Below are 24,863 nucleotides of genomic sequence, written 5' to 3'. Positions count from 1 at the left end.
GGGTCGTCAGGGTGGCGAACATTCCCCGTGGTGTCAGGGTGGAACTGTCGTAACCGGAGCTTTTCCGCACGCTGGTCCTCATCTCGTCATCGATTGTGCACGATTATCCGGCGGGACTACCGCCGATGCCGGCCGGGCGACCGGACACATGGTCTCAATAATAGAGAAAACGGCCCGCGCACTGCGTCGGAACCCGGGGACCGGGACACCGTTGCGCGGGCCGAGGGGAGCCGGAACCGGCTACTGGCGGTAGTGGGCGAGGAAGTTCCCGAGCCGCTCGATGGCCTCCGACAACTGATCCTTCGGGGGGAGCGTGACCACCCGGAAATGGTCGGGGGCGTCCCAGTTGAAGCCGGTTCCCTGGACCAGCAGGATGTGCTCCTGCCGCAGCAGGTCGAGCATCAGTTTCGCGTCGTCGTGGATGTCGTGGACGTTCCGGTCGATGCGGGCGAAGTTGTAGAGCGCACCCATCGGCTTCACGGTGCTCAGGCCGTCGATCGAGTTGATTCCCTCGTAGGCGATGTCCCGTTGTTCGAGGAGACGACCCCGGTGCGCGGTGAGATCGAAGATGTCCTGGTGGGTCTCCAGTGCCGCGGGAATCGCGTACTGCGCCGGAACGTTCGAGCACAGTCGGGTACCGGCGAGAAGTTCGAGCCCCTGGATGTACTCGGTGGCGTGGTCCTTCGGTCCGGTGAGCACCATCCACCCCGCGCGGTATCCGGCCGCGAGGTACGCCTTGGACAGGCCGTTGAACGTGATGGTGAGAAGATCCGGGGCGAGGGTCGCCACACTGATGTGCTCGGCGTCATCGTAGAGGATCCGGTCGTAGATCTCGTCGGACAACAGCAGCAGGTCGTTTTCGCGGGCGACCCGGACGATCCCCTCCAGAATCTCCCGGGAGTACACCGCGCCGGTGGGGTTGTTCGGGTTGACGACGACGATCGCCCGCGTCCTGTCGGACACCTTCGAACGGAGATCCTCGAGGTCCGGGTTCCAGTCGGCGTCCTCGTCGCAGCGGTAGTGCACCGCCGTTCCGCCCGCCAGGCTGGTGGCTGCGGTCCACAACGGGTAGTCGGGCATCGGTACGAGCACCTCGTCACCCGGACTCAGCAGCCCGGCGGTCACCATGAGGATCAGCTCCGAGACACCGTTTCCGAGGAACACGTCCTCCACATCGAACTCCGGGAAACCCGGGACCTCCGCGTAACGCCGCACGATCGACTCCCGCACCTCGGGTACCCCCTTGGCGGTGGAGTAGCCCTGTGCGGTGCCGATGTTGTCGATGATGCTTCTCACCGCAGCCTCCGGCGCCCGGAAACCGAAGATCTCCGGATTGCCGGTGTTCAGTTTCAGGATCTCGGTGCCCTGACGTTCGAGACGCTCCGCCTCGGCACTGATCGGCCCACGGATCTCGTACGCGACATTGTCCAGGCGACGGGCATGCCGAATCAGCCGTCGTCCGTTGCCGTTGGTCGGGTCACTGGAAGTGGGGGTCGCATCAGTCATGGTCCCCATCGTGCCATCTACGACGGTGAAAGCGGGGAGCTTCGGGAAAACAGCCCCGGCGTTTTTCCGTGTGTGACAGCTTCGCGGTGCCTGGTTCAGGGGTGTGAACGGGGGAGTTGCCCGCCGTCGACCTGGATATTCTCACCGGCCGGTGTTCCTTTCACCGCACCCGCGAGCCCATCGGGAACCACCGGCCCGTCGACATTGAAGGCCCGGGCCAGAGCACCGAGAATCGCGTACGCACCGGGAAGTGACTCGGACGTGATCCACACGCCGTCGTCGGCGGGCACCGTCCGACGGTCGAGCGCCCGCCAGTCCGCCGTGGAACGGAAGCTCTCCATCGACCGTTCCCCGCCAAGGGGACTCATGGTGATGAAGATCCGGTCCGCATCAACCTCACCGACCCGGTCGGGGGTGACCTTGATGAAATTCTGGTCGCTGCGCTGTGACTTAGGTCTGGCCAGCCCGGCATCGGCGAGCACCGTACCGGGGAAGGAACCCGCAGCGTAGATCCTCGTCGGTCCGGTCTGGAACCGGACCACCGAGATCGTGGGATCATCGGCTCCGGCCCTGATCGCGTCGCCGACACGACGTGCCTGCTGTTCGTATTCCGCGATCGCCCCGGCGGCAGCTGTCTCCGCTCCCAGTGCCTTGCCGAGGGCCAGGTAGCCGCTCTTCCACGTGGCGGGGGCGCCCTCCGACATCACCGTCGGTGCGATCGCGGACAGTCGGGCGTAATGCTCACCACTGGTCTCCTTCGCCCCGACGATCAGGTCGGGCCGGAGCGCCGCGATGGCGTCGAAGTCCGGTTCCCGCGGTGTACCGACGATTGCCGCGTCGGCCCCGAAACGCTCGGGGAGATTCCCCAGGTAATCTCCCAGGCCCGTACCCTGCGCGTGGGTGTCGGCGTACCCGAGCAACGTCCCGTGCAGCATCAGGACGGCATCCGCCCACGGATCGTCGAGGGCGACGACGGTCTTCGCCGGAGCATCGAGTTTTGTCGTGCCGAGGGCGTGGACGATGCTGATCTGCCTGCTGTCCGTCGCCTGAGCGGTGGCCCCCGCCGACGACTCCACGACCTCCGTCTCAGTGGTACGTGTCGGTGAATCGGAGGCGGTGGCACAACCGGCCAGGGAACACAGTACGGACACGGCGGCGATCAGAACCCCGACGCGGAGGGAAACGGACGATGATGTCACGGGCGATCCTTCGGGAGGCCGCAGGGAAGCGGTCGACGGACGGTGAGATACCCCCGACGTTAACAGCACCTGAACTGTTCCGCCGCCCGTGACGTTCACGGGGGCTGCTGGCCCGTTGTCCCCACTCAGTCATCAGGGTCGCCGGTGGAGACGTCCTCCCGTGCGGCATCCGGGACCCCGGGGACGGAACCGGGCGAGTGTGCCCCCGGCGCTTTCGGAGCACCCGGAACACCCGGTGCCGTGGGAACGGTCGTTCTTCCGGGGGCCTTCGGCGCTGCCGGGGCGCCCGGGGTGTTTCGACCGGGTGCCGGGGGAACAGTTGGTTTGGGTGCTCCGGGAGCCTTCGGTGCGGGGGGACGCGGAATGGCGGACGCACCTGGAACGGCAGGCGCTCCGGGGGCCTTCGGCGCTGCGGGAACGGTGGGGGCCGATGCCGGTGGAGCGGGTGTTCCCGGTGCCGCGGGGACGGTCGTACTTCCCGGCGCCTTCGGCGCTACCGGAGCACCCGGGGTGTTTCGACCGGGTGTCGGAGGGACGGCCGGTTTCGGTGCACCCGGCGCCTTCGGCGCTGTGGGGACACCTGGTGAGGTGGGTTTGGCACCGCCCGGCGCCGGTGGAACGGCGGGTTTCGGTGCCGCGGGTGCCTCGGGTGCGGCAGGTGCGGTTGGCGCTCCGGAGCCTGCGGGGCGCGGTGCGGCGGGTACGCCGGGGGCTCCTGGTGCCTTGGGTGGGGTCGACCCCGGTACCGCTGGAACGGCGGCACCGGGGGCTTTCGGTGCGGTCGGAGCAGTCGGACCGGGTACCGCCGGGGCCGTGGGCGTGGTGGGGACTCCGGGGATCTTCGGTGCACCCGGTGCCTTCGGTGCACCCGGTGCCTTCGGGGCGGCCGGTGCCGTGGCCCCGGGTGCGGCCGGGGCCGGGGGAGTGCCGGGTGCGCCAGGTGCGGTGGGCACACTGCTCTGCGGTGCCGTCGGCGTGGCACCACCCGGTGCCTTCGGAGCGGCCGGTGCCGTGGTTCCGCCGGGTGCTTGTGGTTCCGTGGGTGCCTTCGGCGCGGTGGGGGCCGCCACCCCGGGTACCACCGGGGCCGGGGGTGTCCCCGGTGCCTTCGGCGCGGAAGCAGGTGCGGTCGGCTGGGCCGGTTTCGTGGGCGCGGTGGATTCAGAACGGGCACCGCGTCCTGTGGAGGCACCGCCGCAGGTGCCCTCCTTCCGCGGTTTCACGGAGGTCAGGCCCAGGTCTGTCGTGCCCCGGCGGGGTGGTGCGAGGAACGCCCGCTCACGGGGCTCCGGCAGTTTGCCGTCGACGAGGACCGAGTCGCGGAGCATCTGCGCGACATCCCGGACCTTGGGCTGATCTGCGGCGGGCTTGTCGGAGAGGGCCTTCACCCCGCCGGTGAGCATGACGGTGCAGAAGGGGCAGCCGACGGCGATCTCCTCGGCGCCGGTGGCGAGTGCCTCGCTGGTTCGGTTCTCGTTGATGCGGGTGCCGATGGTCTCGTCCATGAACATGCGGGCACCACCCGCACCGCAGCAGAAGGCCTCGTTCCGGTTGCGGTCCATCTCCCGCAGATCGTGACCGGTGGCGCCGAGCAGCTCGCGCGGCGGGTCGAAGACCTTGTTGTGGCGGCCGAGGAAACAGGGGTCGTGGTACGTGATCGGCCGACGGTCCTCGGGGCGGCGGGGCACCGGGGTCAGGAGCTTCTCGCGGACCAGCTTGTTCAGGATCTGGGTGTGGTGGACCACATCGTAGTGGCCGTCGAAGTCCGGGTACTCGTTGCGCAGGGTGTTGAAGCAGTGGGCGCAGGTGGTGATGATGGTGCGCTGCCCCTTCGGCACGCCCTCGAACACGGTGTTGAGGGTGCTGATGTTCTCCTGGGCGAGCATCTGGAACAGGAACTCGTTGCCGGCGCGCCGGGCCGGATCGCCGGTGCAGGTCTCCCCCTTGGAGAGCACCGCGAACTTCACGCCCGCGGTGTGGAGGAGCTCGACGACCGCGCGGGTCGTCTTCACGGCCTCATCGTCGTAGGCGCCCGCGCAACCGACCCAGAAGAGGTACTCGGTGTCGTTGAAGTCGGTGACGTCCTCGCCGAAGACGGGTACCTCGATGCCGTCGCGGCGTGCGGCGTCGATCCAGGTGGCACGGTCGGCGGAGTTCCGGCCCCACGGGTTGCCCTTGGCCTCGAGGTTCTTGAACAGGCCCGCGAGTTCGGAGGGGAACTCCGATTCGGCGAGGACCGCGAACCGGCGCATGTTGGCGATGTGGTCGATGTGCTCGATGTCCACCGGGCACTGCTCGACGCAGGCACCGCAGTTGGTGCAGCTCCACAGCACGTCCGGCTCGATGGTCCGGCCCTCGCCGACGAGCTTGAGCACGTCCACACCGTCGTGGGAGGTGTCGGCCTCGAGCAGGGACGGGTCGAGGAGATAGGGGGAGTTGGTCACCATCGCGTCGCGGATGTCGGTCATCAGCAACTTCGGGGACAGTGGCTTCGCGGTGTTCCAGGCGGGGCACTGCTCCTGGCATCGGCCGCAGTCGGTGCAGGTGGTGGCGTCGAGAAGCATCTTCCAGGACGCGTCCCGGAGGGTGCCCGTCCCGACGGGGTCGGTGTCGGGGTCGAGCTCGTCGACGCTGTCGAGGGTGACGGTCTCTCCGCGCGAGACCATCGGTGCCAGCGCACCGAGTGCCGGCGCACCGTCCGCGTTGCGCTGGAGGAAGATGGTGAAGAAGGCGGTGATGCGGTGCCAGGCCACGCCCCAGGACAGCTGCCGCCCGACGACGAAGAGCCAGATCGTCCCGGACAGTAGTTTGATCAGGGCGAACACACTGACCATCACGGCACTCGCGGGGAGGAGCTGCGCGATGTGCATGGTCAGGAAATCGGACCACAGGTGCGGGTGGATGTCGTCGTAGGTGGCGATCTTCGCCGACTTCACGGCGAGCATCCCGAGCCCCTCGATGAGAACGACACCCTCGACGAAGTGCGCGGCGCGGGCGTTGGACCCGTAGAACCGGGACATGCGTTCGCGGGCGCCGGCGTGCAGACGGGCGCCGATCAGGAAACAGATGCCGGCGACGGTGCCGATGCCGAGCAGTTCATCGGCGAGGTGGTAGATGCCCCATTCGCTGACGATGGGCCAGCCGCCGCGCGGCCGGAAGGTCTGGATGTAGGCCTCGAACCAGAGGAAGAAGCCGATGAGGAAACCGACCATGACCAGCCAGTGCGCCGCCGCGACGGCGGGTTTCCTGGCCAGTTCGCTGTGGAGGACGACTTCCCTGAACAACGTGCCGACGCGCCGTGCGGGGCGGTCGGTGCGTCCGGGCAGGGGTTGTCCCGCGCGGACGAGACGGAAGAGCCGGCTCGCGCCGCGGAGGAAGTAGAACCATGCGGGAAGTGACAGCAGGAAACCGATGACTCCCAGCACGGCAGTCGTGCTGGTCATGGCTGGGGCTGCGGCGAGCGTCATCGCGGGAGAGGTCCTTGGCGTGGGCAAAAGAATGGGTGTTCAGTGCCTGTCACGAGCGGGCTGGCTGCGTGCGGGCATGGTGGTTCCCACTCTAAGCGGTGCCGTGGTCATCCCCCAACGGAGTCCGCGCGCCGCGTCTGGGGGACCTGTCGCCGGGCGGTGAACAGCTCTGTTCAGCGAACGTCCGGGGCCGGTTTGAAGGGTCTGAAAATAACGTGTGTCCCGCCACCCGCTCCGGGATGTGGAATGTGTGGCGGGGGGTGGTCGGATGTGGGGCTACTCGGAGCTTCCCGCACCGTTGAACAGTGAGAAAACCAGGTTGAGGAAGCCGAGTACGAGGCGGAGCGGTGCGGTGACGACGGAGTGGATGCCGGCGGCGGTGCGGGCGTCGGCGAGTTCATCCGGGGTGATCGGGGTGGCGGGGCAGGGCGCCTCCATCCAGTCGATCGCACTGGTGCCCACCGGGACATCCGGATCGCCGGCGTTCTCCTCGCGGCACCGGTCGAGCTCCTCCCGGGTCACCACGCCGAACCTGACGATCGCTTCGGCGGGCATCCCGGAGGGGTGTCGCGGGGTGATGGCCGAGGACAGTTGGCCGAGGGAGGAACCCGCGGTCGATGTTTCCCCGGCGTTGGCGGGGGTCGCCGTGCCGAGCAGCAGTGCGGGGAGAAGGGCGCCGGCGAGGAGTTTCCTGGACATGTGGTCTCCTGTGGTGGGGACGCGGTGAGGACACTTCCGAAGATAGTCGGCTGTATGTCTGCGACACCAGTGGTGGTGTCTCCACGGGGGCGAGGTGTGCCGGTGGGGCGGGGACCGGCAGGGCGGTGGGGACGCCGCGGGGCTACCGCGGTGGATGCGTGTCCTGACGTGGAAAGCTGGAGCAGGCTTGTGATTGTACCGATTGGTCTATTTCATTCATTTGGATGGAATTTCTAATTCGGCAGGTCAAAGTGGTAAAAAATGCAAAAATAGACCAGTCGGTACATAAAAAACGCCGGTTTTATGGTCATGCAAGCGTTTGCTGTGTCAGACTTGGCCGCACCAACAGCACCCCCATCGTGGCCCCGGCCCCGGCACCACCGGAACCGGGCTTTCCAAGGAGCATCCCATGGCACCGACCACCGTCAAGGACCGGCCCGCCCGCCAGCGCAGGCCGGACGGCCAGTGGAAGATCGACGGCACCGATCCGCTCAACGACGACGAGCGGATCAAGGCCGAGGACCCGGGGATGTCCTGCAAACAGCGGATCATCGACATCTACTCTAAGCAGGGCTTCGACTCCATCGCCGAAGAGGACCTCGCGCCCAGGTTCAAGTGGGTCGGCCTGTACACGCAGCGCCGCCAGGACCTCGGCGGCGAGCACACCGGCAACGCCACCAACGCCGAGCTGCAGGACAAATTCTTCATGATGCGGGTGCGTTTCGACGGCGGCGTCGTCAGCACCACCCAGCTGCGGACCGTCGGCGAGATCTCCCGCGACTACGCCCGCGGCACCGGTGACTTCACCGACCGGCAGAACATCCAGCTCCACTGGATCCGCATCGAGGACGTCCCCGCGATCTGGGAGAAACTCGACGCCGTCGGCCTGTCCACCCTCTGCGGCTGCGGCGATGTGCCTCGGGTGATCCTCGGATCCCCGGTCGCGGGAATCGCCGCCGACGAGATCATCGACGCGACCCCCGCCATCGAGGCCATCACCTCGGACTGGCTGCACCGCGAGGAACTCCACAACCTGCCGCGGAAGTTCAAGTCCGCGATCTCCGGCTCGCCCCGCCAGGACGTCACCCACGAGATCCAGGACCTCTCCTTCATCGGCGTGAACCACCCCGAACACGGCCCCGGCTTCGACGTGTACGTCGGCGGCGGGCTGTCGACCAACCCGATGCTCGCCCAGCGGCTCGGCGTGTGGGTGCCCCTCGACGACGTGCCCGAGGTCTGGGCCGGTGTGGTCAGGGTGTTCCGCGACTACGGCTACCGTCGCCTGCGCAACCGTGCGCGGCTGAAGTTCCTCGTGGCGAAGTGGGGAGTGGAGAAGTTCCGACAGGTCCTCGAGGACGAGTACCTCGGCCGCCCGCTCCTCGACGGCCCCGCCGCCCCGGTCAACCCCGGCAACCGCGACCACCTGGGGGTCCACCCGCAGAAGGACGGCCGCTTCTACGTCGGCGTCAAGCCCACCGTCGGCCACGCCTCCGGCGACCAGCTCATCGCCATCGCCGACGCCGCCGAGGCACACGGCGTCACCCGGATCCGCACGACGGTGGACAAGGAGCTGCTGTTCCTCGACGTGGAGGAGCAGCAGGTCGAACCGCTCAAGGAGGCGCTCCACGCCACCGGTCTGTACCCGGAGCCGAGCGAGTTCCGCCGCGGCGTGATCTCCTGCACCGGACTCGAGTTCTGCAAGCTCGCACTCGTGACCACCAAGGCCCGGGCGATCCAGCTCGTCGACGAACTGGAGGACCGGCTCGTCGACATGGACGTCCCGCTGAAGATCAGCCTCAACGGCTGCCCCAACTCCTGCGCCCGCTCCCAGGTCGCGGACATCGGACTCAAGGGCCAGCTCGTCAACGACGACGAGGGCAACAAGGTCGAGGGCTTCCAGGTGCACCTCGGCGGTGCCCTCGGGTTCAACCCCGACTTCGGCCGCAAGCTGCGCGGACACAAGGTCACCTCCGCGGAACTCGGCGACTACGTCGTCCGGCTCGTCGAGCGCTACCGCGAGCAGCGCACCGGGGGCGAGCAGTTCCGCGAATGGGTCCTGCGCGCCGACGAGGGGGACCTGCAGTGAGCTACCGCGTCGACACGCCCAACCCCAACCGCGGCTTCCCGCAGTACTGCGCGTACTGCGGCGGAACCGACCTCTTCCCCGACGAGGAGACCGACTTCGCGTGGGCCTGCCAGGAATGCCGGCGGGTGTTCTCCGTGATGTTCCACGGCCGCAATGATCCCGCGAACCGGCCCGCGCCCGCGCCCTCCACCGCGGAGGCGCTCGCCGCGTCCCTCGAGCACCACGGACACACACCGGGGGTGCGGGAACGATGACCGATCTCAGCCGTTTCGCCCGCCCCCGCGCCCACCGCGACCCCGAGGTCTCACAGGCCGGGGCGGCGACCACCGCACCGCTCGACCCCGGGACCCGGGCCGAACTCGCCGCCTTCGTCGACACGCACGCCGACGCCCTGTACGACGCCGACGCGGAGACGATCCTCGCGACCGTCGCCGAGCACGTCGACGGCCCCGTCGCCGTCGCCATGTCCATGGAGAACACCGTCCTCGCCGAGCTGGCCTCCCGGCACCTGCCCGACGCCGACCTGCTGTTCCTCGACACCGGCTACCACTTCGACGAGACCCTCGACGTCGCCGACCAGGTCCGCCGCCGGTACGAGCTCCCGCTGGTCACCGCGACCCCGATCCTCACCCGTGCCGAGCAGGACGCCACCTACGGGCCCGCGCTCTACCGCCGCAACCCCACGGCCTGCTGCCGAATGCGCAAGGTCGAGCCACTCGCCGCCGCGATGAGCGGCTACGTCGGATGGGTCACCGGGCTGCGCCGCGCCGACTCCCCGCTGCGCGCCGACACCCCGGCCGTCACCCTCGACAAAACCGGCCGGCTCAAGATCTCGCCCCTGGTGACCTGGTCACTCGAGGAGACCGAACGGTACATCGTCGAGCACGACCTCATCCGGCACCCCCTGACCACCCGTGGCTACCCGTCCATCGGATGCGCCACCTGCACCCTGCCCGTCGCCGAAGGCGAAGACCCCCGGGCCGGCCGCTGGGCCGGACAGAACAAGACAGAATGCGGACTCCACACATGACCACAACCCTCACCGACACCACGCCCGACGCCCGCACCGACCGGGGCACCGACTCGCCGCTGTCCCCGCACCTGAGGGACCTGGAGAACGAGGCCATCCAGATCCTCCGCGAGGTCGCCGGACAGTTCGACAAGGTTGCCCTGCTGTTCTCCGGGGGCAAGGACTCCGTCGTCGTCCACGAACTGGCCCGCCGTGCCTTCGCGCCCGCTCCCGTGCCCTTCGAACTGCTGCACGTCGACACCGGCCACAACTTCCCCGAGGTCCTCGAGTTCCGCGACCGCCTCGTCGAACGCACCGGAGCGCGCCTGCGCGTCGCTAAGGTGCAGGACTGGATCGACCGGGGTGAACTCAGCGAACGCCCCGACGGCACCCGCAACCCCCTCCAGACCGTCCCACTCGTGGAGACCATCGCCGAACAGGGCTACGACGCCGTGCTCGGCGGCGCCCGCCGCGACGAGGAACGGGCGCGTGCCAAGGAACGCATCTTCTCCGTCCGCGACAGCTTCGGCGGCTGGGACCCCCGCCGCCAGCGGCCCGAACTGTGGAACCTCTACAACGGCGGCCACCTGCCAGGCGAGAACATCCGCGTGTTCCCCATCTCCAACTTCACCGAGGCCGACATCTGGGAGTACATCGGCGCCCGGAACATCGAACTCCCCCCGATCTACTTCGCCCACGACCGCGAGGTGTTCAACCGCGACGGCATGTGGCTGACCGCCGGCGAGTGGGGCGGCCCCCGCAGTGGCGAGACCCTGGAGACCCGCCGCGTGCGGTTCCGCACCGTCGGCGACATGTCCTGCACCGGTGCGGTCGACTCCGACGCCGACACCGTCGACGCCGTGATCGCCGAGATCGCCGCATCCACCCTCACCGAACGTGGCGCCACCCGCGCCGATGACCGCCTGAGCGAATCCGCCATGGAGGACCGCAAGAAGGAAGGCTACTTCTGATGACCAGCACCCTCACCGCCCCCGCCCCGACCGAGGCGCTGCACGACCGCCAGACCCTCCGGCTGTGCACCGCGGGCAGCGTCGACGACGGTAAATCGACCTTCGTCGGTCGCCTCCTCCACGACACGAAATCGGTGCTCGCCGACCAGCTCGCCGCCGTCGAGGCGACCTCCCGGGCCAAGGGCCTGGAACACGTCGACCTCTCCCTGCTGGTCGACGGCCTGCGCGCCGAACGCGAGCAGGGCATCACCATCGACGTCGCCTACCGCTACTTCGCCACCGCGAAGCGCACCTTCATCCTCGCCGACACCCCGGGCCACGTGCAGTACACCCGCAACACCGTCACGGGTGTGTCCACCTCCCGCGTCGTCGTGCTGCTCGTCGACGCCCGCAACGGCATCGTCACCCAGACCCGCCGCCACCTCACCGCCGCAGCCCTGCTCGGCGTGGACACGGTGGTCCTCGCGGTGAACAAGATCGACCTCGTCGGCTTCGACGAGTCCGTGCACCGCGCCATCGAGGCCGAGTTCACGGCGCTCGCCGACCGCCTCGGTGTGACCACCACCCACGTGGTTCCCACCTCCGCGCTGCTGGGGGACAACGTCGTCGAGCGCGGCACCAACACCGACTGGTACACCGGCCCCACCGTCCTCGAGATCCTGGAGACCGTCCCCGCCGGCCCCGAGGTCGGCGAGCTGGGTTTCCGGTTCCCCGTGCAGACCGTCATCCGTGATCACGCCACCGACTACCGCGGCTACGCGGGCCGGGTGACCGCCGGACGGATCCGGCCCGGCGATACCGTGCATCTCGGGTCGGGGCGCACCACGACGGTCACCGGCATCGACACCCCGGACGCGGAGGCGGAGCTCGCGCTGCCCGGCGACTCCGTCGTGCTGCGCCTGGCCGACGACATCGACCTCACCCGCGGTGACCTCATCGCCGGAGCCGACCGGCCCGACGACGTCCGCGAGTTCACCGCCACGCTCGTCGGCCTGGCCGAGAAAGCCGTCCGCCCGGGCCAGCTGCTCAAGCTGCGCTACGGCACGTCACTGGTCCGGGGCCGGGTCACCCGGATCACCGCGGGCATCGACATCGACGCCCCGGTGGACGACGTGGTGCGGGACGCCCCGGACGAACTCGCCCTCAACGACATCGTGCGCGCCGAGATCCAGGTCGCCGAGGCCCTGCCCGTCGACGGTTTCACCGCCCGCGGTGCCGTCGGCTCCCTCCTGCTCATCGACCCCGCCTCCGGCGACACCCTCGCCGCCGGCCTGGTCGACGGCACCGGCGGCGGTGGTGGCCGTGACTGACCCGCGTCCCGCACTGATCACCCTGTCCCACGGATCCCGGCACCCCCACGCCGACGCCGGTATCGCCGAGCTGACCGCGGCCGCCGGTGACCTTCTGGACCTGCCCGCGCACCCGGCGCACCTGGACCTGTCGACGCCCACCCTCCCGGACGTCGCACTCCGGCTCGCCGTCGAAGGCATCCGGGAGGCCGTCGTCGTGCCGCTGCTGTTCACCCGCGCGTTCCACGCCACGACCGACGTCCCCGAGGCGGTGCGCGCGGCCACGGAGGTCTCCGGGATGCGGATCGCCCTCGCGGACGGGCTCGGTACCGGCCCGGATCTCGTCGACGTTCTCGCGGAGCGCCTCACCGTCGACCGCCCGGACCACCGCGACGCCGTCCTCCACCCGGTGGGAACATCCAGTGCGCGGGCCACCGCGGACCTGGCGCGACTCGGGGCGGAGCTCGCCGAGCGGACCGGTCGCCGCATCGACGTCATCGCGGCCACCGGGCCGGGCGACGGCCCCGGGGCGGTCCTCGACCGCGCCCGCGCCGCCGGTTCCCTGCACGTCCTCCCGCTGTTCGTCACCCACGGGCTGCTGCTCGACCGCATCACCGACCGACTGCCCGCCACCCGCCCCGGGGGCCCGGACATCTCGGTCAGCGCACCGCTCGGCCGCGACCTCGCCCGAATCGTCGCCACCCGCTACTCCGACGCCCTGACCAGCGACCGGACACCGGCATGCGTACCCTGATCCTCATCGCCCTGGCCGGCGCCATCGCGCAGCTCGTCGACGGCGCACTCGGCATGGGCTTCGGCGCGACGTCGACGACCATGCTCATCCTCGCCGCCGGCCTCGGACCCGCGCAGGCGTCCGCCGTGGTGCACACCGCGGAACTCGGGACGACCCTGGCCTCCGGGATCAGCCACTGGCGCTTCGGCAACGTCGACTGGCGGCTCGCACTGCGCCTCGGCGTCCCGGGCGCGGTCGGCGCATTCCTCGGGGCCTACGTCCTGTCGAACCTCTCCACCGCTGCCGCGGCCTCCGTCACGGCGGGGATCCTCACCGCCATCGGACTGCACCTCCTGCTGCGCTTCTCCCGCGGCGCCCCGCACCACGCGGTCGCCGCGGACACCCGTCGCCGGGGACGGGTCCTCGGACTCCTGGGTCTGACCGGCGGATTCATTGACGCCTCCGGCGGTGGCGGTTGGGGGCCGGTCACCGCGTCGACCCTGATGAGCCTCCGGCACGCCGAACCGCGCCGGGTCGTCGGAACCGTGAACACCTCCGAGTTCCTGGTGACCGCCGCCGCGACCACCGGGTTCGCGATCGGCATGCGGGAGGAGCTGCTCGCCCACCTGCCCGCCGTCGCCGCACTGCTCGTCGGCGGTGTGATCGCCGCGCCGTTCGCGGCGTGGCTGGTCAGCCGCATGCAACCCGGTCTGCTCGGCGGGGCGGTCGGAACCACGCTCATGCTCGTCAACGCACCCCGGGTGGTCGGTGCCCTCGACACCGCGACGTGGGTGCTCCCCGCCGTCGAAGCGACACTGCTGGTCCTCGGCGTGGGCCTGACCTGTCGCGGTGTGCGCCGGATGCGGAAACGGGCCCGGGTCCAGGTCGTCGATGAGGCCGTCCCGGAGGTCCCCGAGTCCGTGGAGCGGGGATGCGTGGGGGCCGGGACGGCCGGCTGAGTCCACGCCGGTGTCCCGGGTCGGGGTTTCGGACGCGGCGACGTGGAGGAGGTCACCCACCATCCGGATTCAACGGGTGGCAGCTGACCTCCTTCACGCACAGCCTGCGGTGACGAACAGCGGTTACATCAGCGGGACTGATCCTCGCAGAGCGCCTGATCGGCGGGGAGGAACCAGAGTCCGACCATCTCACCCTCCCGGTTGTAGCTGATCCGTCCCACGAGATCGGCCGCCTCGAAGTCGAGGAGCTGTTCGACGACGAGGACCTCGTCGGCGAGGCTCACCGTCTGCGCCGGGTGGCGGGTCTCGAGTTCGCCGCCGAGTGCCACGACCTGGGCCCAGGCGTCCGCCAGGGATTCCGCGTCGAGTTCGTCGCCGAGTTTCGGGCCGAGCAGGCGCGCCGCGCCCTCCCAGTCGTGGGCCGTGAGGACGTCGAGGAAGGTCACGGCGCGGGTGACCGCCTCCTGCCGTTGGGTCGGGGTGGGTTTGTTCATGGGGTCTCCTGTCCGTGGGTCGATGGGGTTGCCGAACCTCTGGAACGCCGCCTGCCGGCTGATGCCGAGGGCGTTTCCGATGCTCTGCCACGTGGTGCCCCGTTCCCGTGCCGCGTGGACCAGTGTCGCCAGCGCCTCGGTGGACAGCAGCTGCATGGTGTGCGCCGTGGCCAGGCAGTGGGTGACGTCCCGGGGCGGGGTGTTTCTCGGGAGGCTTTCGGTGCCGGGGGTGTCGATCTCCCGGAGCTCCGTGGCGAGCAGGGAGGCGACCTGGGTGAGGCTTGTCGCCAGTGTGGTGGTGTTCAGTGGTTCCGACATGTGTAAAGGTTATCTTTACATACGGAAGGCGTCAAGGAAGTGTTTACACGTCCGTGGTGGAGATTCGCAGTCGGGCTGTCGGACACGGACGCACGAGCGGTGGAGCGTCAGGCGGGGTCCACGCCCCGACACGTCGCACGCATCCTGCACCGGGTGGCGGGGCGGTCACCGGGAACCCGCAGGTGCGGGCCCGGTGACGAGGTGACTCCACCTCTGGTGTGACGGGGTCGGCGCGGTTGTCTCCGTCCGCGGCATGTGCGGGCCCGGAGAGCGGCGGTCACGTCACGGCCCGGGGAACGCACGGGATTCCGCGGTCCCGCACGGGACCGGTCACTCGCAGATCGGCACGCCCCGGGCGAGGCGGGCGATGCCGTCCCAGTCGATGGAGCCGGCCAGTGTCGCCGCGGACGCGAGTGCCGCTGCGGTGGGCGGGCCCGCGATCGTCTTCTCCGGCAGCCACCAGCCCTCCCACGAGGTGCAGGCAACGCCCCGTGCGTCGAGCAGATCGCGGATCCGGCCCGCGTCCGCGAGCAGCGGCGTACCCAGCGTCCCCACCCAGGCGTCGGTGGCGATCCGTGTGGTGACGACCCGCGCCGCGTCCAGCGGGTCCTCCGTGCCGGTGGTGTAGACACCGGGTGTGAGGCGTCCCGCCTCCCGCGTGGCGGGGAAGCCCGCGCCGGAGGCCACGGTGGGGGAGACGACCACGGCGCAGTAGTGGCGGCGGAGCTCGGCGACGGTGACGTCCCCGCCGACACACACGTTCCCGAAGAGCTTCAGTCGGGGTGACGCCGGTGCGTCGGGTTTCTCGGTGAGGGTGTCCCCCGGGGCGTGTTCGGCCAGTCCGTAGCGGATGAGTCCGAACGGGGCCGGGACCTGTTCGAACAGGTCGACGTAGATGTTGCAGCCGCACCCGACGAGCAGCTCGGCCGTCTGGATGCCGACGGGGCCCGCACCGACGACGGCGATACTCTTGACCGGGTACATGCCTGTCCTTCCCGTGCCGCGGGTCCACGGCACACCGGTCGATTCTAGCCGCACCGTGCCGTTGTCCCGGGGTGCTTTAGAGTGTGGGCATGGAACTTCGCGGAACAATCTCCAACGGCCGTCCCCTCCTCGTCTTCGCCACCGACAGTGAGACGCAGGCGATCGACACCGATCTCCCCGTCCTCGTCACCGGGGTCGGTGTCCTTCGTGCGGCGATCGGCCTGACCGAGGTGCTGACCGAGGCGCGTCTCGACGGTCGGGTGCCCAGCGCGATCATCAACCTCGGGACCTGCGGCGGGCTCATCGACGGCCCGAACGGCGTGTACGAGGTCCGGGAGGTGTACAAGCACGACTTCTCCTCCGAACTGCTGGAGGAGATCGACGGCAAACCTGAGGTCAATGCGCTGACCCTGCACACGTCGGGACTGCTGCCCACCGCCAGACTCGCGACGGGAGACAGTTTCATCGCCGACACCGTCATCCGGACCCGGCTCGCCGAGCGTGCGGAGCTGGTGGAGATGGAGGGCTACTGCTTCGCCCGGATCGGGTACCGGTACGGCATCCCGGTGACCCTGCTCAAGCAGATCAGTGACGGTGCGAACGAGGAGTCGGTCGGCACGTGGGCGGACGCCGTGGCGGAGGGTTCCCGCCAGTTGAACGAGGCCCTGCACACCCTGCTGGATGCGGGCGCGCTGGTGCAGGAGGTCCCGGTGCCTGTCGCCCGGCGCTGACCCGACGCACGGAAAAGTGCCCCGCACCGGTCACCGGTGCGGGGCACTTTTCCGTAGTGGCGCGGAGTCTAGTCGTTCGCGGTGGCGCCCCCACGGCTGAGGCGTCGGCGGAGCGACCGGATGGCGGGGCGCATGTTGATCAGCGCCTTCGAACCGGCCGCCGTCTCGGTCTCGATCTCGTCGATCGTGCGTTCACCGGAGCGCAGGCTCACGATCTCCGAGTGGTAGCGCAGCCACACCGCGATCGTCGCCGCAGCGGGAACCGCGAGGAACGCCCCGATGATGCCGAATAGTCCACCGCCGACGGTGATGGACAGCAGCACGATGACGGGGTGCAGGTTCATTGCCTTGCTCTGCAGCAGCGGGGAGAGGATGTTGCCCTCGATCTGCTGGACCGCGATGATGAGGATCAGGACGAATATCGCGGTGGTGAACCCGTTGGACACCAGGGCGACGAGGACGGCGATCGCACCGGCTGAGATCGCGCCGATGATCGGGATGAATCCGCCGAAGAAGGTGATCACCGCGAGAACGAGGGCCAGCGGAACCCCCAGGATCACCAGTCCGATGCCGATGAAGATCGCGTCGATGAGTGACACGAGCGCCTGTGCACGGATGAACCCGGACAGTGTGTTCCATGTTCGGGTGAGTACCTCGGTGAGGTGCCATCCGGCGGAGGTTCCGACGTTGCGCCGTACCCACGGCAGGAACGTGTGCCCGTCCTTCAGGAAGAAGAACGTCAGCACGAGCATCAGTGCCATGGTGACGACCACGGAGGTCGCGGTGGACACGCCGGCGAAGACACCGGACGCCAGCTTGTTCGCCACGCCGCCGGACAGCAGGCCGGAGGCACCGCCCTGGAGCTTCTCGGAGATGTCGTCGAGGACACCGTCGATCTGCTCGGTGTTGATGTTGAACGGGGGCTCCCCGAGTCGGACCTGGAGCTTCTCCAGCCCAGTGACGCTCTGTTTGAACAGGAGTTTCGCCTGTTCCGTCACCCGCGGTGCCATCGCCGCGAAGACTCCGCCGATGGCGCAGAGGGATCCGACGAGAACAAGGAGGGATGAGATACCGCCCGGGACACCGTGTTCCTTCAGCCACCGCACCGGCGGCCACAGGACCGTGCACACCAGGATCGCGAGCAGAATGGGCAGGACGCCGGTCCAGATGACGCCGAGTCCCAGCCAGGCGATGCAGCTCGCGAGTGCGACGATGATGAACCGTAGCGCCCAACCGGCGATCCAGCGGCCGTCACGGCCTATGATGATCGCCCTGTCGAGCTGGTCGGGGTCGTCCGTGGAATCGGCGGGGAGTTCCCCGGTGACGGTGGCGGAATGATCGGTGTCCCGGCTGATGGCGTTGAAGAGGGCGTCCCCGGGGAACCCGGGGGACTTCGAATCGTCGCCGGTTGATTCGACGCGGGATACGGAGTCGTCGGAATGCCCCGGATCCCGGGGACTGTGATGTTCACTCATAATGTTTGCCAACTATGCCAGAGACACCGTTCCGCGGGTAGTCGCCGACCACGGGTGTGAGGAGGGGATCCGTCGCCGCCGGCGGTGGCGGATCCCCTCCCTCCGGAGACCCGTCAGTTGGACAGACCCCTGATGTACCCGAAGCGGTGCTCGGTGGTGGAGATCGCCTGCTCGAGGAGGAACGGAAGCAGCTCCCGGCGGCCGTCGGCCAGCACGGGCTGGTCGAGGATCACCGAACCGGATTCGGCTGCCGCCCGGTAGAGGTTCTCGGGCACCTCGCCCAGGGCGCGGACGCGGACGGATCGTGCGGACGCGATCTCCGTGGCGAAGTCCCCGTCGGACACCGCCCGGATCCCGGCACCGAGGGCACCGAGTTCCGCGGCCGTCGCGGCCGTCGCGGAGACGTCGATGTCCGTCCCGGTGATCCGGCTCGCGAGCTTCATCCGGAGCAGGTCCCGCACCGGGGTGCCGTTACCGATGCGCACGCGCAGCGGCTGGAGCAGTGGCCGGTAGCGGAAGACGTTGGACTCGGAGAGGAGTGCGGTGCGGTCGTGCTCGACCCCGAACTCCGTCTGCCACGCGTAGGCGTCCGCCTCGGCGGCACGACGCAGCCAGTGGTTGTCCGCGGGGGTCAGCGTCGGGCCGAGCTGCGCCTTGAACTCGCGCAGCATCTGGGCGACCGGTGTGGCGACCGACCCGGCGTGCAGTTCGTTGAGGTCCCCCTCGGACCAGGTTCCCTGCTGGCCGATGTAGTTCGGGCCGCCGGCCTTCGCCCCGGACCCGAGGGAGGAATTCTTCCACCCGCCGAACGACTGCCGTTCGACGATGGCTCCGGTGATGCCGCGGTTGATGTAGGCGTTGCCCACCTCGACGTGTTCACGCCAGTAGGCGATCTCGTCGGTGTCCAGGGAGTGCAGCCCACCGGTCAGTGCGAAGCCGGTGGAGTTCTGCCACTCGACGGCCTCCTCGAGGGATTCCGCCCGCATGATGCCGAGGACGGGGCCGAAGCACTCGTGGGTGTGGAACCAGGACCCCGGTTCGACGCCGTCGCGGAGGCCCGGCAACCACAGGCGGCCGCTGTCGTCCAGCTGCCGCGGTTTGACCAGCCACCGTTCGCCGTCGTCGAGCTGCGTCAGACCGCGTTCGAGTTTCTCGCCGGGAGGTTCGATGAGGTTGTTCATGGTGGTGGAGATGTCGGTGCCGTAGCCGACGTGGAGGGATTCCACGGCGTCGACGAGCTGATTGAGGAACCGCCTCGACTTCCCCACCGATCCGACCAGGATCACCAGTGACGCCGCCGAACACTTCTGCCCGGCGTGCCCGAACGCACTGCGGTAGACGTCCGCGACCGCGAGATCCGGATCGGCGGACGGGGTGACGATGATGGCGTTCTTGCCGCTGGTCTCCGCGTTGATGACCATGCGGGGCTTCCAGCTGCGGAACAGTTTCGCGGTCTCCGATGCACCGGTGAGGATGACGGAGTCGACGTCCGGGTGGCTCACCAGGCGCTTGCCGGCCTCGTCCTCGTCGGCGTTGACCAGCTGCAGGAGGTCCTCACCGATACCGGCCCTGCGCAGCGCGGCGACGGCGACCTCCGTGCAGCGCACCACCTGGGGTGCGGGTTTGATGATGACCGCGGCGCCCGCGGCGAGCGCCGCGAAGACACCTCCCATCGGGATGGCGACGGGGAAGTTCCACGGGGGAGTGACCACCACGACCCGGTACGGTTCGAAACGGACACCGCGCACCCGGTCCAGGGCCCGTGCCGACTCCGCGTAGTAGCGGGCGAAGTCGATGGCCTCGGACACCTCGGGGTCGGCCTCGCCGACGGTCTTGCCGGCCTCGTGCGTCATCACGGTGATCAGCTCACCTCGGGCGTTTGCCAGGGCCTCGGCGGCCCGGTCCAGCAGCTCCGCGCGCTCGGCGCCGGTTCTCGAGCCCCAGGCCGCACCGGCGGACACCGCACGGTCGACCGCTGCGTCGATGGTGTCGACGGAGGTGACCCGCTCCGACTCCACCTCGCCCGGATCACGGTTCAGTGCCTCAATCGCCCACTCGCGGTTCGCGGGCAGTGACGGGTCGGTGTCCGGTTCGCCGATGAAGTGGCCGGGCACCGAGCCGGAGGAGGTGCCGGCGTTCTCCGCCTCCTCTGCGGCTCGGTCCTGGGTGCGCCGGGGGCCGGCCGCGGTGGACCACCGGTCCGCCACCGAGGAACGGAACCGTTGGCGCTGGCTCTGCATCGGGGTGAGCCCGTCATCGCCGGTGATCTCCGGGGCGAACAGGGCGTAGAGGAAGTTCTGCTTCGCGCCGTTCTCCTCGAGACGGCGGACCAGGTAGCTCACCGCGACATCGAAGTCCTCGTCGTGGACGACCGGGGTGTAGAGGATCAGGTCCCCGACCACGTCCCGCACGGCGCGGGCCTGGGACGGGGCCATGCCCTGGAGCATCTCCACGTCGAGCTGCCGTTCCACACCGCGTTCCACGGCGAGTTCGTGGGCGAGGGCGACGGCGTAGAGATTGTGCGACGCCACGCCGATCCGTACGTTGTCCGCGTGCTCGGGCTGCAGGATCCAGTCCAGGAGACGGATGTAGTTGGCGTCGACCTCGGCCTTGGTCAGGTACGGTGCCTGCTTCCAGTCGTGGATCTCGGCCTCGACGCGTTCCATCGAGAGATTCGCACCCTTGACCAGGCGGATCTTTATCTTCGCCCCGCCCGCGGCGCGGCGGCGTGCGGCGAACTCCGCCAGTTCCCGCAGCGCCCCGAGGGTGTCGGGCAGATAGGCCTGGAGGACGATGCCCGCCTCCAGCGGCAGGAACTCCTCCTCGGACAGCAGTTCGGTGAACAGGCGGATCGTCAGGCGCAGGTCCTTGTACTCCTCCATGTCCAGGTTGATGAAGGGGTGCGGATCCCGGGACAGTGCCCTGCGGTACAGGGGCCGCAGTGTCTCCTTCAGCCGTTCGGTGTTGCTCTCGATGTCCCACGGGTTGAGCTGCGCACACACCGAGGACGCCTTGATGGAGACGTAGTCGACGCGGGGATTGTCCAGCAGGTCGAGGGTCCGGTTGAGGCGGGACTCCGCCTCTCGGTCGCCGAGGACGGCCTCGCCGAGGAGGTTGAGGTTCAGGCGGAATCCCTGTTCGCGGGACCGGTCGAGCAGTTTGTTCAGGGCCGATCCCTCCGCGTCGAGGACGAGGTGGCCGACCATCTGGCGCAGCCGTTTCCGCGCGATCGGCATGACGACGCCCGGCAGCCAGGGGGCGACGATCGACCCGGCGGTGACCAGGCCACGGTCGACCGGCCCGACGAAGTCCGGGACCGTACCGCGCCCCTTGAGCGGACTCGCCAGGTTGGCGAGTTCCCGGGCGGAGACGTGGTTGTCCTCCGGGCGTGCGACGCGGTCGACGAAGCCCATGGTGAAGTCGATGCCGTCCGTGTCGTGCACCAGGGCGGCGAGCTGCTCGGTGGACTTCGCCTCCTTCCGTGATTCGTCGGAGCCGGTGGCGTTCAGCCAGGTCTCGGCGCGCTCGATGGCTGCGGAACTGACCTTTTCGACGTCACCGGTGTTGGCGGGTGCGTGGGGAAGGGACATGAGTGGGTGTACTCGCTTTCATGAACGGTCACCGGCGTCCCGGTGTCGACCGGCGTCGATCTGTGCGGCAGGCCGGTGGGTGACTCGGGAAGCCGGTTTAGTGGTGGAGAACGGGGCATGGACCGCCGATGGCGGTTCATCGGGGAGCTCGAAGTGGGTGATCGGGCAGGTGGGGTGATCAGACCGGTGGGCGGTCACCGACGGGACGGCGACGTCCACCGCATGTTTGGGCGGTGGTGTCTGCGCCCCTCCCGGGTGGCAGCACGGACGGGGTGAAGGAGATCATGTGTCACGCACCGCCTTCCCCGTGGGTCGGGATGTGTCCAGCGGAGAAATCGCGGGAACCCTGAGGTGAGTGAGGGGTATGGGGGCCCTATCCCACTGTCGTCTCCGCGGATTAGTCTGTTTTCATACTAACCCCTCACCCGAATCGGGTAAATGCCTGACCTGGGAATACTGCGGTGTGCGGTGGTCTCGGGAGTGATGGGGTATCCCGAGGGGGCTCCGTTGGCCGCGTGGTTGCCGATGTTCTAATCGGGTGACCCCACTTCGGTTCGCCCGATGGTCGGGATGTTTCCCGTTCCTTATTATGGGGCGCGTCAGAAAAAATGCCTGGTGGTGACCGGCGTGACCGGGTGCGATCAGACCCCATGGAGAAGGAGATCCAGCGTGAAGAAATTTCTTGTTTCGCTTGCCACCGTCGCTCTCGCAGGGGCGGGATTCGCCGCTCCCGCACAGGCGGACCAGTTCGACGCGGAATTGGTCCTGTGGACCACTGCCCAGATGAGGTTGATGCCGTGTGACGCGGTAACGCAGCAGGTCAAGGACATTGCGGGAACCGCACCCGTTTCTGCATCGCAGCTCCGCGAGAAGGCTCTCGTGAATGTGGGTGTGGAACTGAATCAGCTGGACCCCGCCATGCAGAAGATCTACACCGCCTACACCGATGCGTTGGTTGCCCGCGGGCGTGAGTGTGGTGCGGTGACCGGAGGTGGGCTCGGCTCGCTGTCGAGCGGCTCGAGTGGTTTCAACTTCGGTTCCAGTTAGCCGCGTACCCGGCGGATCGTGATGTGGAGCCCCGGTGGGTGAAGGTCCTTTGGATCTCCCCGCCGGGGCTCCGTCATTATCCGGTCTATTAGATGTGACGGGCATCACTGTAAAAAAGTTGAGTCCGGCGGGAACAACTTTGACGCCGGGGTCGTTGTGGTGGGTGAAGAGGTTGAGTGGATCGCGCTCAAGGGGACTGTTAACATCGTCTCCGGAAGTTGAGTCGGGGTCAGTCAACCACCGATAGACGACACAGACACAAAAGGAGAACCATCACATGGGACGCGCAGTAGGTATCGACCTCGGAACCACGAACTCGGTTGTTTCCGTGCTTGAGGGTGGCGACCCCACCGTCATCGCCAACGCCGAGGGTTCCCGCACCACCCCGTCCGTCGTGGCTTTCGCCAAGAACGGTGAGGTCCTCGTCGGACAGTCGGCCAAGAACCAGGCCGTGACCAACGTCGACCGCACCATCCGCTCCGTCAAGCGCCACATCGGCGAGGACTGGAGCGTCGACATCGACGACAAGAGCTACACCCCGCAGGAGATCTCCGCCCGCATCCTGATGAAGCTGAAGCGCGACGCGGAGGCCTACCTGGGCGAGGACGTCACCGACGCCGTCATCACCGTCCCCGCCTACTTCGAGGACGCACAGCGTCAGGCCACCAAGGAAGCCGGCCAGATCGCCGGTCTCAACGTCCTGCGCATCGTCAACGAGCCCACCGCCGCGGCCCTCGCCTACGGCCTGGAGAAGGGCGACAAGGAGCAGACCATCCTGGTCTTCGACCTCGGTGGCGGCACCTTCGACGTCTCCCTGCTCGAGATCGGCGACGGCGTCGTCGAGGTTCAGGCGACCTCCGGCGACAACGACCTCGGTGGTGACGACTGGGACCAGCGCATCGTCGACTGGCTCGTCGAGAAGTTCAAGACCGCCCACGGCATCGACCTGACCAAGGACAAGATGGCCCTCCAGCGTCTGCGTGAGGCCGCCGAGAAGGCCAAGATCGAGCTGTCCAGCTCCCAGCAGGCCTCCATCAACCTGCCCTACATCACGGTCGACTCCGAGAAGAACCCGCTGTTCCTCGACGAGACCCTGTCCCGCACCGAGTTCCAGCGCATCACCTCCGACCTGCTCGACCGCACCAAGAAGCCCTTCAACCAGGTCATCAAGGACGCCGACATCTCCATCAACGACGTCGACCACGTCGTCCTCGTCGGTGGCTCCACCCGTATGCCCGCCGTCGTCGAGCTGGTCAAGGAACTGACCGGTGGCCGCGAGCCCAACAAGGGCGTCAACCCGGACGAGGTCGTCGCCGTCGGCGCCGCCCTGCAGGCCGGTGTCCTGCGCGGCGAGGTCAAGGACGTGCTGCTCCTCGACGTCACCCCGCTGAGCCTCGGTATCGAGACCAAGGGTGGCGTGATGACCACGCTCATCGAGCGCAACACCACCATCCCCGCCAAGAAGTCCATGACCTTCACCACCGCCGAGGACAACCAGCCCGAGGTGGGCATCCAGATCTACCAGGGTGAGCGTCAGATCGCCGCGCACAACAAGCTGCTCGGTTCCTTCCAGCTCGCAGGCATCGCCCCGGCCCCCCGCGGCGTCCCGCAGATCGAGGTCACCTTCGACATCGACGCCAACGGCATCGTCCACGTGACCGCCAAGGACAAGGGCACCGGCAAGGAGAACACGATCAAGATCCAGGACGGCTCCGGCCTGTCCCAGGAGGAGATCGACCGGATGATCAAGGACGCCGAGGCCCACGCCGAGGAGGACAAGAAGCGCCGCGAGGAGCAGGAGGTCCGCAACTCCGCGGAGTCCATGGTCTACCAGACCCGCAAGTTCATGGAGGACTCCTCCGACAAGATCGGCGAGGACACCAAGGAGAAGGTCGAGGCAGCCGCCAAGGAGGTCGAGGAGGCGCTCAAGGGCGAGGACATCGACGCCATCAAGACGGCCGTCGAGAAGCTGTCGACCGAGTCCCAGGAGATGGGCAAGGCCATCTACGAGGCCGAGGCCGCGGCCGGAGCCACCCAGGCGGACGCCGGTGACGTCGATTCCGACGTCGTCGATGCGGAGGTCGTCGACGAAGACGACAACGACGGGGAGAAGAAGTAGATGACCGACCCGATCGGCACGGACAAGAACCCGGACGAGGTTCTCGAGGGCGACGCCGTCGCCGCCGATCTCCGGGAGGCCGCCGATACCGTGCATGAACGCGCGGTACACGAGAAGCAGGCCATCATCGACAGAGAAGAAGACGACAACGAGGAGGCCACCCAGTGAGCCAGGACGACGCAGCGGC

The 24,863-nt window shown here is 68.4% G+C and carries 19 protein-coding genes and 1 pseudogene; 11 read left to right on the top strand and 9 right to left on the bottom strand.

Going from position 1 to position 24,863, the window contains the following annotated elements:
* Positions 1-240 precede the first annotated feature (240 nt).
* The 4 genes from JIM94_RS09725 to JIM94_RS09710 form a co-directional block, all read right to left on the bottom strand.
* Positions 241-1,506, bottom strand: coding sequence for a pyridoxal phosphate-dependent aminotransferase (locus JIM94_RS09725; RefSeq protein WP_200254612.1), 1,266 nt, complete (start codon positions 1,504-1,506; stop codon positions 241-243).
* A 95-nt stretch (positions 1,507-1,601) separates the two neighbouring features.
* The gene (locus tag JIM94_RS09720) at positions 1,602-2,705 is read right to left on the bottom strand and encodes an ABC transporter substrate-binding protein (protein WP_200254610.1); all 1,104 of its coding nucleotides are present in this window, start codon (positions 2,703-2,705) and stop codon (positions 1,602-1,604) included.
* Between the two features lie 125 nt (positions 2,706-2,830).
* Complete coding sequence (locus JIM94_RS09715; RefSeq protein WP_200254609.1) at positions 2,831-6,172, bottom strand: (Fe-S)-binding protein; 3,342 nt, start codon at positions 6,170-6,172, stop codon at positions 2,831-2,833.
* 276 nt (positions 6,173-6,448) lie between these two features.
* Positions 6,449-6,871, bottom strand: coding sequence for a hypothetical protein (locus JIM94_RS09710; RefSeq protein WP_200254607.1), 423 nt, complete (start codon positions 6,869-6,871; stop codon positions 6,449-6,451).
* A 409-nt stretch (positions 6,872-7,280) separates the two neighbouring features.
* Here JIM94_RS09710 and JIM94_RS09705 point away from each other — a divergent pair, with 409 nt between their 5' ends.
* Genes JIM94_RS09705 through JIM94_RS09675 form a run of 7 tightly spaced genes read left to right on the top strand, consistent with a single transcriptional unit; the run spans position 7,281 to position 13,918 of the window.
* Entirely contained in the window at positions 7,281-8,957 is a 1,677-nt protein-coding gene (locus tag JIM94_RS09705) for a nitrite/sulfite reductase (protein ID WP_200254605.1), read from the top strand.
* On the top strand, positions 8,954-9,211 hold the full coding sequence (locus tag JIM94_RS09700; RefSeq protein WP_200254603.1) for a hypothetical protein: 258 nt from the start codon (positions 8,954-8,956) through the stop codon (positions 9,209-9,211). The genes JIM94_RS09705 and JIM94_RS09700 overlap by 4 nt, the downstream gene beginning before the upstream one ends.
* A complete protein-coding gene (locus tag JIM94_RS09695; protein ID WP_200254601.1) occupies positions 9,208-9,987 on the top strand; it encodes a phosphoadenylyl-sulfate reductase in 780 nt (259 codons plus the stop codon). The genes JIM94_RS09700 and JIM94_RS09695 overlap by 4 nt, the downstream gene beginning before the upstream one ends.
* A complete protein-coding gene (gene cysD / locus JIM94_RS09690; RefSeq protein ID WP_234039939.1) occupies positions 9,984-10,937 on the top strand; it encodes a sulfate adenylyltransferase subunit CysD in 954 nt (317 codons plus the stop codon). The genes JIM94_RS09695 and cysD overlap by 4 nt, the downstream gene beginning before the upstream one ends.
* Positions 10,937-12,247, top strand: a complete 1,311-nt coding sequence (locus tag JIM94_RS09685; protein WP_200254597.1) for a sulfate adenylyltransferase subunit 1 — start codon at positions 10,937-10,939, stop codon at positions 12,245-12,247. Before cysD ends, JIM94_RS09685 begins: the two co-directional genes overlap by 1 nt.
* Positions 12,240-12,980 (top strand): CbiX/SirB N-terminal domain-containing protein, encoded by a 741-nt coding sequence (locus JIM94_RS09680; protein ID WP_200254595.1) that lies wholly within the window; start codon positions 12,240-12,242, stop codon positions 12,978-12,980. The genes JIM94_RS09685 and JIM94_RS09680 overlap by 8 nt, the downstream gene beginning before the upstream one ends.
* On the top strand, positions 12,968-13,918 hold the full coding sequence (locus tag JIM94_RS09675; protein ID WP_200254593.1) for a sulfite exporter TauE/SafE family protein: 951 nt from the start codon (positions 12,968-12,970) through the stop codon (positions 13,916-13,918). The genes JIM94_RS09680 and JIM94_RS09675 overlap by 13 nt, the downstream gene beginning before the upstream one ends.
* A 128-nt stretch (positions 13,919-14,046) precedes the next feature.
* On the opposite strand, the gene JIM94_RS09670 is transcribed toward JIM94_RS09675, so the two are convergent.
* The 3 genes and pseudogenes from JIM94_RS09670 to JIM94_RS09660 all read right to left on the bottom strand — a co-directional run bounded on the left by JIM94_RS09670 (position 14,047) and on the right by JIM94_RS09660 (position 15,714).
* Entirely contained in the window at positions 14,047-14,412 is a 366-nt protein-coding gene (locus JIM94_RS09670; RefSeq protein WP_234039951.1) for a DUF3887 domain-containing protein, read from the bottom strand.
* A gap of 30 nt (positions 14,413-14,442) precedes the next feature.
* A pseudogene (locus JIM94_RS09665) lies at positions 14,443-14,535 on the bottom strand (DUF3887 domain-containing protein); the annotation flags it as partial.
* Between the two features lie 525 nt (positions 14,536-15,060).
* Complete coding sequence (locus JIM94_RS09660; protein ID WP_200254589.1) at positions 15,061-15,714, bottom strand: ferredoxin--NADP reductase domain-containing protein; 654 nt, start codon at positions 15,712-15,714, stop codon at positions 15,061-15,063.
* Between the two features lie 89 nt (positions 15,715-15,803).
* Between JIM94_RS09660 and JIM94_RS09655 the strand changes: the two genes are divergently transcribed.
* Positions 15,804-16,445: a nucleosidase gene (locus JIM94_RS09655; RefSeq protein WP_200254587.1), complete on the top strand. Its 642-nt coding sequence runs from the start codon at positions 15,804-15,806 to the stop codon at positions 16,443-16,445.
* A gap of 68 nt (positions 16,446-16,513) precedes the next feature.
* Here JIM94_RS09655 and JIM94_RS09650 read toward each other — a convergent pair whose 3' ends face one another.
* Both JIM94_RS09650 and JIM94_RS09645 read right to left on the bottom strand, forming a co-directional pair.
* The gene (locus JIM94_RS09650) at positions 16,514-17,920 is read right to left on the bottom strand and encodes an AI-2E family transporter (RefSeq protein WP_200254585.1); all 1,407 of its coding nucleotides are present in this window, start codon (positions 17,918-17,920) and stop codon (positions 16,514-16,516) included.
* Positions 17,921-18,033: 113 nt separating this feature from the next.
* A complete protein-coding gene (locus JIM94_RS09645; protein WP_200254583.1) occupies positions 18,034-21,510 on the bottom strand; it encodes a proline dehydrogenase family protein in 3,477 nt (1,158 codons plus the stop codon).
* Positions 21,511-22,179: 669 nt separating this feature from the next.
* Here JIM94_RS09645 and JIM94_RS09640 point away from each other — a divergent pair.
* From JIM94_RS09640 to JIM94_RS09630, 3 genes are all read left to right on the top strand, one after another.
* Positions 22,180-22,557: a hypothetical protein gene (locus JIM94_RS09640; RefSeq protein WP_200254581.1), complete on the top strand. Its 378-nt coding sequence runs from the start codon at positions 22,180-22,182 to the stop codon at positions 22,555-22,557.
* A 277-nt stretch (positions 22,558-22,834) separates the two neighbouring features.
* Complete coding sequence (dnaK, locus tag JIM94_RS09635) at positions 22,835-24,676, top strand: molecular chaperone DnaK (protein WP_200254579.1); 1,842 nt, start codon at positions 22,835-22,837, stop codon at positions 24,674-24,676.
* Entirely contained in the window at positions 24,677-24,844 is a 168-nt protein-coding gene (locus JIM94_RS09630; RefSeq protein WP_200254577.1) for a hypothetical protein, read from the top strand.
* Positions 24,845-24,863 lie beyond the last annotated feature (19 nt).

This window comes from Corynebacterium pygosceleis, from assembly GCF_016595275.2.
In the GTDB taxonomy this organism is placed as follows: domain Bacteria; phylum Actinomycetota; class Actinomycetes; order Mycobacteriales; family Mycobacteriaceae; genus Corynebacterium; species Corynebacterium pygosceleis.
Note: the sequence above shows the minus strand (reverse complement) of the source record. Positions and strands in the feature narration are given on the sequence as shown.

What these genes read in the sequence shown, in the direction of transcription:
- JIM94_RS09715 (WP_200254609.1), bottom strand. Translation starts at nt 6,172, where the DNA reads ATGACGCTCGCCGCAGCCCCAGCCATGACCAGCACGACTGCCGTGCTG.
- JIM94_RS09695 (WP_200254601.1), top strand. Translation starts at nt 9,208, where the DNA reads ATGACCGATCTCAGCCGTTTCGCCCGCCCCCGCGCCCACCGCGACCCC.
- JIM94_RS09725 (WP_200254612.1), bottom strand. Translation starts at nt 1,506, where the DNA reads ATGACTGATGCGACCCCCACTTCCAGTGACCCGACCAACGGCAACGGA.
- JIM94_RS09650 (WP_200254585.1), bottom strand. Translation starts at nt 17,920, where the DNA reads ATGAGTGAACATCACAGTCCCCGGGATCCGGGGCATTCCGACGACTCC.
- JIM94_RS09670 (WP_234039951.1), bottom strand. Translation starts at nt 14,412, where the DNA reads ATGAACAAACCCACCCCGACCCAACGGCAGGAGGCGGTCACCCGCGCC.
- JIM94_RS09710 (WP_200254607.1), bottom strand. Translation starts at nt 6,871, where the DNA reads ATGTCCAGGAAACTCCTCGCCGGCGCCCTTCTCCCCGCACTGCTGCTC.
- JIM94_RS09630 (WP_200254577.1), top strand. Translation starts at nt 24,677, where the DNA reads ATGACCGACCCGATCGGCACGGACAAGAACCCGGACGAGGTTCTCGAG.
- JIM94_RS09685 (WP_200254597.1), top strand. Translation starts at nt 10,937, where the DNA reads ATGACCAGCACCCTCACCGCCCCCGCCCCGACCGAGGCGCTGCACGAC.
- JIM94_RS09660 (WP_200254589.1), bottom strand. Translation starts at nt 15,714, where the DNA reads ATGTACCCGGTCAAGAGTATCGCCGTCGTCGGTGCGGGCCCCGTCGGC.
- JIM94_RS09675 (WP_200254593.1), top strand. Translation starts at nt 12,968, where the DNA reads ATGCGTACCCTGATCCTCATCGCCCTGGCCGGCGCCATCGCGCAGCTC.
- JIM94_RS09655 (WP_200254587.1), top strand. Translation starts at nt 15,804, where the DNA reads ATGGAACTTCGCGGAACAATCTCCAACGGCCGTCCCCTCCTCGTCTTC.
- JIM94_RS09645 (WP_200254583.1), bottom strand. Translation starts at nt 21,510, where the DNA reads ATGTCCCTTCCCCACGCACCCGCCAACACCGGTGACGTCGAAAAGGTC.
- dnaK (WP_200254579.1), top strand. Translation starts at nt 22,835, where the DNA reads ATGGGACGCGCAGTAGGTATCGACCTCGGAACCACGAACTCGGTTGTT.
- JIM94_RS09705 (WP_200254605.1), top strand. Translation starts at nt 7,281, where the DNA reads ATGGCACCGACCACCGTCAAGGACCGGCCCGCCCGCCAGCGCAGGCCG.
- cysD (WP_234039939.1), top strand. Translation starts at nt 9,984, where the DNA reads ATGACCACAACCCTCACCGACACCACGCCCGACGCCCGCACCGACCGG.